Annotated in this window: 2 protein-coding genes and 1 pseudogene; all 3 read left to right on the top strand. The window is 50.2% G+C overall.

Features of this window, described 5'->3' with window-relative positions:
* Positions 1-285 (top strand): annotated as a pseudogene (locus VB081_RS11070) (hypothetical protein); the annotation flags it as partial.
* Positions 282-1,187 (top strand): bifunctional 5,10-methylenetetrahydrofolate dehydrogenase/5,10-methenyltetrahydrofolate cyclohydrolase, encoded by a 906-nt coding sequence (locus tag VB081_RS11065; RefSeq protein ID WP_323400874.1) that lies wholly within the window; start codon positions 282-284, stop codon positions 1,185-1,187. The pseudogene VB081_RS11070 and the gene VB081_RS11065, both read left to right, overlap by 4 nt.
* 10 nt (positions 1,188-1,197) lie before the next feature.
* Positions 1,198-1,732 (top strand): SIR2 family NAD-dependent protein deacylase (locus VB081_RS11060; RefSeq protein WP_323400873.1); only part of this gene is annotated, 535 nt, incomplete at its 3' end.

Below are 1,732 nucleotides of genomic sequence, written 5' to 3'. Positions count from 1 at the left end.
GGAGGCAAAATTATAAAGGAAATGCCCGAATTTGAGGACATTAAAAAAATAGCTTCAGAACGGTCCATACCATTATCAGAGGTCCGTTCTCTGATCGCGCGTGAAAGGGAAACGGCTGTAAAATCCTCGAAACTTATACAGGGAGACTTTGAGACAAAACTGAATATGACCAAAGAAGACTTAAAGGATCCACATGCAAAGGAGACGGATGGTCATTATCACGGGCTTCACCATTCCCATAGCCATTCGCATGACCATTCTGAAATCGGGGAAGAAGCAAAATGACACTGATACTTGATGGCAGGATCACTTCGAAAAAAATTAAGGACTGGGTAGCGGCTTCGGTCGATGCCATCAGAGTAAGAGACGGTTGGGTGCCTCAAATGGTGACAGTCCAGGTGGGTGATAACCCTGCTGCTGAAAGGTACATCAGAAACCAGCTGAAAGCCTCTAATGATGCAGGCATATCAGCCAGACTGGAAAAATTTGACTGTGATATTCCAAAAGAAGATTTTTTGAAAAAACTGGCGGCGATAGGCAGAAATCAGGAAGTTGACGGAATAATACTGCAGACCCCATTTCCGAAGGGTTGGCCTGTTGACGAGATACTGAACGGCCTTCCATCAGGAAAGGATGTTGAAGGCGTCCATCCGGAAAACCTTGGCAGATTGTATCTTGGCGAAACAGCCATTCCTCTTCCATGTACAGCATGGGCGGCGATCTCGCTGCTTGAATGGTATGGCAGGAGCTCTTTTGAGCAAAGCAGGTGCGCTGTTATTGGCAGGAGCCCAAACGTTGGCAAGGCTGCGGCGCTGATGCTGATGCACAGGCACGGGACAGTGACGGTCTGCCACACACGGACCTCCTCTGAACAGCTCAAAGATGTCCTTTCAGGTTCCGATGTGGTTATAGCTGCCGCAGGAGTAGCAGGCATGGTAGACCCTGAGATACTGCCATCCCATGCATGGGTGGTCGATGTAGGAACTAATGTCACAGAAGAGGGAAAACTGGTAGGGGATGTGGCAAAAGGTGCAGAGGGGCGTGTCGAGGCGCTGAGTCCGGTTCCGGGAGGTGTGGGACCCATAACGGTCTCCCTGCTGCTGGCGAATCTCCTTCTCTGTGCCACGAGGCGCAGACTGGGGAAGAGCCTGCTGCTTCCTGACCTGAAAAAATTAAGGGAGGAGTGATCTCATTGATATGGATATCGAGAGCGGAGCCAAATGGTTTGCGGAACAGATAAAAAAAAGCAGAGTCGTCGTCTTTAGCGGTGCAGGACTCAGTACAGAATCGGGGCTTGCCGACTTCAGGTCGAAAGAGGGCTTGTGGGCTCATGTCGACCCCATGCAGTACGCCTCAGTAAACACGCTCGAACATGATTATGAATCATTCCTGGAGTTCTATAGATCCAGGCTTTATGTACCCGAGAGCGTACAGCCTAACAAAGGGCACAGATACATTGCGGAATGGGAGGCCGATGGCTATGTTATGGGAATAATCACCCAGAACGTGGACAGGCTTCACCAGAAAGCCGGTTCCGTGAAAATAGCTGAGCTTCACGGAAGCCTTGAACCCGTCAGGTGTCATTCCTGCGGAAAGATTTGGGATAAAGAGTATTTTCTTAATGGTGAAAAGTGTGACTGTGGGGGGTTGCTGCGTCCGGGTGTGGTCCTTTTCGGAGAGATGCTTCCCGATGAGCCGTTGAGACTTGCGGACGAGTGGAGCTCAGACTGCG

The organism is Christensenella sp., assembly GCF_034927525.1.
Lineage (GTDB): Bacteria > Bacillota > Clostridia > Christensenellales > Christensenellaceae > Christensenella.
This window is presented reverse-complemented; position numbering and strand designations above follow the sequence as displayed.

Coding starts and splice junctions, on each gene's coding strand:
- VB081_RS11065 (WP_323400874.1), top strand. CDS start 282: ATGACACTGATACTTGATGGCAGGATCACTTCGAAAAAAATTAAGGAC.